The following is a 5777-nucleotide window of genomic DNA, read 5'->3' as shown; positions in this document are numbered from 1 at the left end:
CGGCAAAGGCGGTCGGATCAAACTCTGTGCCCTGAACGGTGTATGTACATGTTCCGGTATCGGTATCTTTTGACTGGTTGCCCACGCAGGAGATTATCGGGTCTTCATTGTCTTCTACCGTAACCGTAGCCGTCCCACTCACTGTCCCAGCCAGGTTTGCATCGGTAACAGAAATCAACGTATAAATGGTTGTGGTACCGGGTGTAACAGTCAATGTGTATGGGCTGCTTAAAATACCTGAAATGTTTTTATCTGAGCCATCATTATAAAACACATTCCAAGGGGCTGCCCCGGTTAAGGCAATGCTCAAATCTGCGGATGTACCCGGGCAAATAGTCTGTGCCCCGGAAAGCGTGGCGGTTGGCGCTTCAAAAGCCGAAAGGGAAGTTAAATTTGAGTTTAGTCCAGATATGGTAATTAGATGATTCGTATCATCGACACTCCCGTTATTGGTCCACACGGAACCATTGTAAGTCCCTTCGATCAAACCGGCTTCATTACCGCCAACAACATCACCGACCAAATATTTTGCCGTTAAATCATAGTTGGGATCAGTAATCCCGCTTGTCGTTACTGTCCAGTGGCGGTTCAGGTAATTGGTGGTGTTTTTATTCTCGGGATGTTTCCCGGATTGCATAGTCACCTCAATAGTGGCACCTCCGGCAAAAGTAGCCCCGCTTAAGTCGATGGTTACCGGCAATGTTCCGTTGCCAAACTGAAAGGTGTACAAGCCATTGTAACTGGCAGGCACGGTAATAGTGTTGGCCGTGGTGGCTTCACTTTCAAACGCAATCGTATTACCACTGGTTGCTGTAAGGTTTGTAAGAGCAACAGCCGAACTGACGACAAACTCTTCACCACTACTTACACCATCACCAAAAACAAAGGAACCTCCGGCAATAGATTTAGTCCCATTGCCGCTGGGTGTATCAATCCGAAGATCGATATCCCTTGCAGCAGTGCTGCTATTGATAAAATTGATAGTTCCCCCGTTGAAGTCAAAATACCCAGATGAGTCGATATCCAGGCTGCCTGTGTCGTTAGAGCCATTGCCTTTAGTTGCCAAATTCAAGGTTCCACCCGAGATTGTCACACCAACTTCGTAACTTGTGCCTAAAAAAACGTCATCGTCACCCGCTGCGTTATGTAGCCGTCCGGCAATATTTGCCGTACCACCTTCCATCACAAAAGCACCGTCAACTGAAGTATTTACACTGTTGCCGGATGAATTGCCAAAAGTTGCTACTCCATCGACAATATGAATCAGACCTTTATTGGTTATGGTAAAATCCCTGGTAATCAAATTCGCCGCTGAACCATTCAACTCCAACCCTGCTGTTTGAGGGATATCTGCCATCCCTTTAATATCAGTTGTCCCACTTGTTACCGACAATAATCCGTTCACCAAAGAAAGATTTTCAATAACAATATCTGAACTAACAGTAACAACTGAACTTACATCGGATCCGGCATCTATCTGGAGGTTATTGAATGAGCTCGAAAAAATGCCTGAGATCGTTTTTCCAGCCCCAGTCATTACCACCGTCCCTGCGTTGGCAGTATATGTTCCGTTGTTGGTCCAGTTACCACTCACGGTAAGCGTTTCGGAATTGCTGGTTGTCAACTCACCATCAATGGTGAGATTGGCAACATTGGTATCTGAGTTAAGCGTTACGCTTGCCCCGGAAGGGATTTGAAGATTGTTGAAACCGGTAGTTGAAGTTCCTGAGATGCTTGTTCCAGTACCATCAAACGTCACCGTCCCGTTACCGGCGTTAAAAGTTCCGTTGTTGGTCCAGTTGCCGGAGATGGTGAGGCTGGATGCGGCATCAACCGTGAGAGTTGCTCCGGTTGCGATGGTTACATCGGTGTTAACCGTGAGATTGTGCGAGGTTCCGCTCTCGAATACAAGCGTACCATTTACCGTGAGGGAGTTAATCGCCGGAGGGTCAGTGTTGATCGTGATGGTTGCACCGGCAGGGATAACCACGTCGTCGTCTGCGTTTGGTACTGCGCCACCTTCCCAACTTGATCCTTCATCCCAAAGCCCTTCGGTAGCAGTCGCGGTTACTGTCGGTGGCAGCGCCGCCATCCGTGGGGCTGCTCCTGCCGTTTTAGAATTATTAACAATTGCGGAGGCAATAACCCCAAATTCGGGGGCGTTTGTATGATCGGTGTTGGTGGTGGGAGAGACGTTAGCCGGGGGCAGCGGTGCCGGATTGGAGGCCAGGGCTTGCAGGTAACCGGAGGAGGAAGCCGGCCACACCACTTCCGTGAAGGCAAGGGTTGGTTTTGCTTCAGGGGTGATTAGGTAGTTAGCCTGTAAAGTGCTCGTAATGTTCAGCAACAAATACGCCCAAACAAGTAGTGCAGCAATAATTTGCTTAGTTCTTTTTGTCATAATTTAGAGATAAGCCCGGCCCGTTCGTCAAACATATCATGCCCTGGCAATATGTTCCCAGCCCTCGACTAAATTTACAAAATATCTTCGTTCACTAATTTTTCTTCTACAATTTCCTGAAAAAAAATAACATGACAAGCGGTTGGGGCATAAAATTATGGAAAATTCCTGTAAAAAGTCCCGTTGGTATTGGCTTGTCGTTATCTTAGTTCTTCAAAAATCAACGCGTTCACACGCTGTTGGCGCTCCGGGCCTGCCAAAAAAAAGTGGCCTCCTAAATGAGCAAATGTTTATCATTCTGTTTCTCGTGCAGGGGGGATTTGGTAGGGAAAACCATTAATCAGACATCCAACCATCCGCCAGGTTTTATGCCCCGGCGGCAAATCCGCATAAAAATCCCATTCCTGACAGTCGAATCGCGAAGGTCAACCTGCCTGATTTGCTGCAACTTGCCCCATCCGGGCAAAGATGCGTTAAAATAACCGAATCTATTACTTCTGTCCTTGTTTATTAATGGTAAAAATACCGTTTTGGTAACCCCCTAAAATGGGTAATTTCACGCATTTTTTTGAATTTGGGCTTTCTTTACCCCATAACCAACTAAAAATGAGCCGTATTGAGCAAAAAGCCGCTTTCGGTTATCAAACAGCAGGAACGAATTATCAGTGATTCGCTAATTTTCCTGTTCCTCGTTCCCTGTTCCGGGTGCCGCGATTTTTAATCGCGGATTAATAACCTTCGATTCATTCAACCCGCTTCGGGGTTGTGGGAGCGCTTTTATTTTGCGCCGTCCCCCAATCAGATTGGGGGTGATGCAAGGTTCGATCCCTTCGGGATCAGGTTTCAACGGGAGTTGCCAGTTTTCAGTTTTCAGTTTTCAGTTGCCAGTTTTGAGTCATTACGATCAAAATTTATCCGCGTCCTGTTTACTTCATTATTGCAGATTGCTTCATTCCGCTGCGCTTCATTCGCAATGACGCCTGCTTGAAGCGCCTCATTCATCATTCGACATTCATCATTCATCCTTCCCAAGGTCTGCGTCCTATTTTCTTTCTCATTGCAGATTGCTTCATTCCGCTGCGCTTCATTCGCAATGACGCCTGCTTGAAGCGCCCCATTCATAATTCAACATTCATCATTCATCCTTCCAAATGTCCGCGTCATCTGTGTTCCCATCTCCTCCTCATTGCAGATTGCTTCATTCCGCTGCGCTTCATTCGCAATGACGCCTGCTTGAAGCGCCCCATTCATCATTCAACATTCATCCTTCATCCTTCCAAATGTCTGCGTCCTATTCTTTTTCTTGTCCTCCGGCCGGACGGGCCCTTCCTTTTCCAATCGATGAAAAGCCTGCCTGGCGGCAGACAGGGAAGCAAAAATCTTGTCAAAACGAACCCTCGGCCGGGCGTTTTGACGGCCCCCGCACCCGCTTCGATCCGGGTTCCCCACACCAATAACCGGCATTGGATCTGTTGTTTTGATGTCGCATTTTTTTTTTAGGGTGAACCCTACTCCGAAGGAGTTTCACGTTCATCACCGCCAGTGGTACTGGCGGCAGATGAGAACGCTTTCTCCCGGAACTCTGAAGGAGTTCAACTAGATCTGGATAGTTCAACCCGCTTCGGGGTTGTAGGAGCGCTTTTATTTTGCGCCGTCCCCCAATTCGATTGGGGGTCATGAACGGTTCGATCCCTTCGGGATCCGAGGCCAGACGGGCAGTCGCGGGTTCTACCCCCGAAGGGGATCAATATGAATAGCACCGGGTGCCTGCCCGGCTGAACAGTCGGGCAGGCACCCGGTGTATGGTTGGCAGTTCCATTTAATCGCGGTTACAAACCGCGCCACCCGTATCGGTGCAACGCACCTTATTTTTCAAAGCCCGTAAGGGGCATCTGTGCGGATCGGTGAAGGGAAATGTCCGTGCAAAGGATTACACATTAAATCATAAATATCAAAATTTATCCGCGTCATCTGCGTCCCATTCTTCGGTGCAACGCACCCCATTCATCATTCAACATTCATCCTTCCCAAGGTCTGCGTCATCTGCGTCCCATTCTCAAGTGCAACGCACCCCATTCATCCTTCAGGATTTCATAGATCCGTGCCCTAATTCAATCATCTGCCCTGGTAGGGATATCCAAGGGAGTATCGTCATAGATATTACTAGGTATTTCTAATGATTCTCTAAGGTTTCTGTAAGCTAATTTAGAAAAACCTTAGAATTAATTTACGAATATCTTGTAATTACCCCAATCATAGTACGAGCGAAGAGTGTCGGACGACTTTACTTAAGCGGTAAAATCGGCAACCTGGAATTTGTACCCTATGGCGACAAGATGATGGTTCGCATGGAACCAGCGAAGCGCAAGCCCAACAGCTGGATTGAAACGCAAAAAAGGTCGCCAGTTTTCAGCGCGAGTTGCCAACGGCCAGTTTAAATCATAACAATCAAAATAAATCCGCGTCATCTGTGTCCTATTCTTTTTCTTGTCCTCCGGCCGGAAGGGCTCTCCTTTGATAAGGAGGGGAAATTTGGGCCTGTGGTTCGTTGCAATTGGTTTCTGTTAAATCATTGTCAAGTGGATTCGAATCCTTGTTGTTGGCTGTGCAAAGTCACTTCCCCAAATTCGCCGGGAGGCGAAAAGTGGGCAGGCCGGAAAATTTGGCCCGGGCCGGCGAAGGCCTTGTGGGAGGAAGGATTAAATTTTCTTGATTTTTCTTTGTTTCGTTTCTTTTCATCAAGGAAAAGAAATGAAATGGGGTTTAAGGGGCAAAGCCCCTTGTATCCCGGCTATTTCCGGTACAGCGTTCGGATGGAATCATTTGGGGCAAAGCCCCATCGTATGTTTTTAGAGGAAATAGTTCCGATTATTGATTGCCGATCAACAATTTCCGATCAGTTCAACCCGCTTCGGGGTTTTGGGAGCGCCCCTAGTTTGCGTAATCCCCCAATCCGATTGGGGGTGATGAATGGTTCGATCCCTTCGGGATACGAGGCTGCTCGGCATGGCGTTGAGTCGTTGCAAGCTTGCCCGGCTTTGACGGAAGTTCTCTATACGAAAAAGATTGCTTGAAGCGCCCCATTCATAATTCAACATTCATCATTCATCCTTCCAAATGTCTGCGTCTAATTTCATTCATCCTTCGACATTCATCATTTATCCTTCCCAAGGTCTGCGTCCTTTTTTTTTCTTGTCCTCCGGCCGGACGGGCCCTTCCTTTTCCAATCGATGAAAAGGAAGCAAAAATCTAGTCAAAACGAACCCTCGGCCGGGCGTTTTGACGGCCCCCGCACCCGCTTCGATCCGGGTTCCCAGAAGCAATAACCGGCATTGGAATCTGGTGCTTTGGTGTTGCATTTTTTTTTTTTTTTTTT

Annotated in this window: 3 protein-coding genes; all 3 read right to left on the bottom strand. The window is 47.6% G+C overall.

Features of this window, described 5'->3' with window-relative positions:
- The coding region (locus N2K84_RS19870) for a beta strand repeat-containing protein (RefSeq protein WP_282593585.1) at positions 1-2401 on the bottom strand (2401 nt) is incomplete at its 3' end.
- A gap of 870 nt (positions 2402-3271) precedes the next feature.
- Positions 3272-3523, bottom strand: coding sequence for a hypothetical protein (locus tag N2K84_RS19865; RefSeq protein ID WP_282593584.1), 252 nt, complete (start codon positions 3521-3523; stop codon positions 3272-3274).
- Positions 3524-4689: 1166 nt separating this feature from the next.
- A complete protein-coding gene (locus N2K84_RS19860) occupies positions 4690-4869 on the bottom strand; it encodes a hypothetical protein (RefSeq protein ID WP_282593583.1) in 180 nt (59 codons plus the stop codon).
- Positions 4870-5777 lie beyond the last annotated feature (908 nt).

Source organism: Gaoshiqia sediminis (assembly GCF_025907915.1).
GTDB lineage: Bacteria > Bacteroidota > Bacteroidia > Bacteroidales > Prolixibacteraceae > Gaoshiqia > Gaoshiqia sediminis.
Note: the sequence above shows the minus strand (reverse complement) of the source record. Positions and strands in the feature narration are given on the sequence as shown.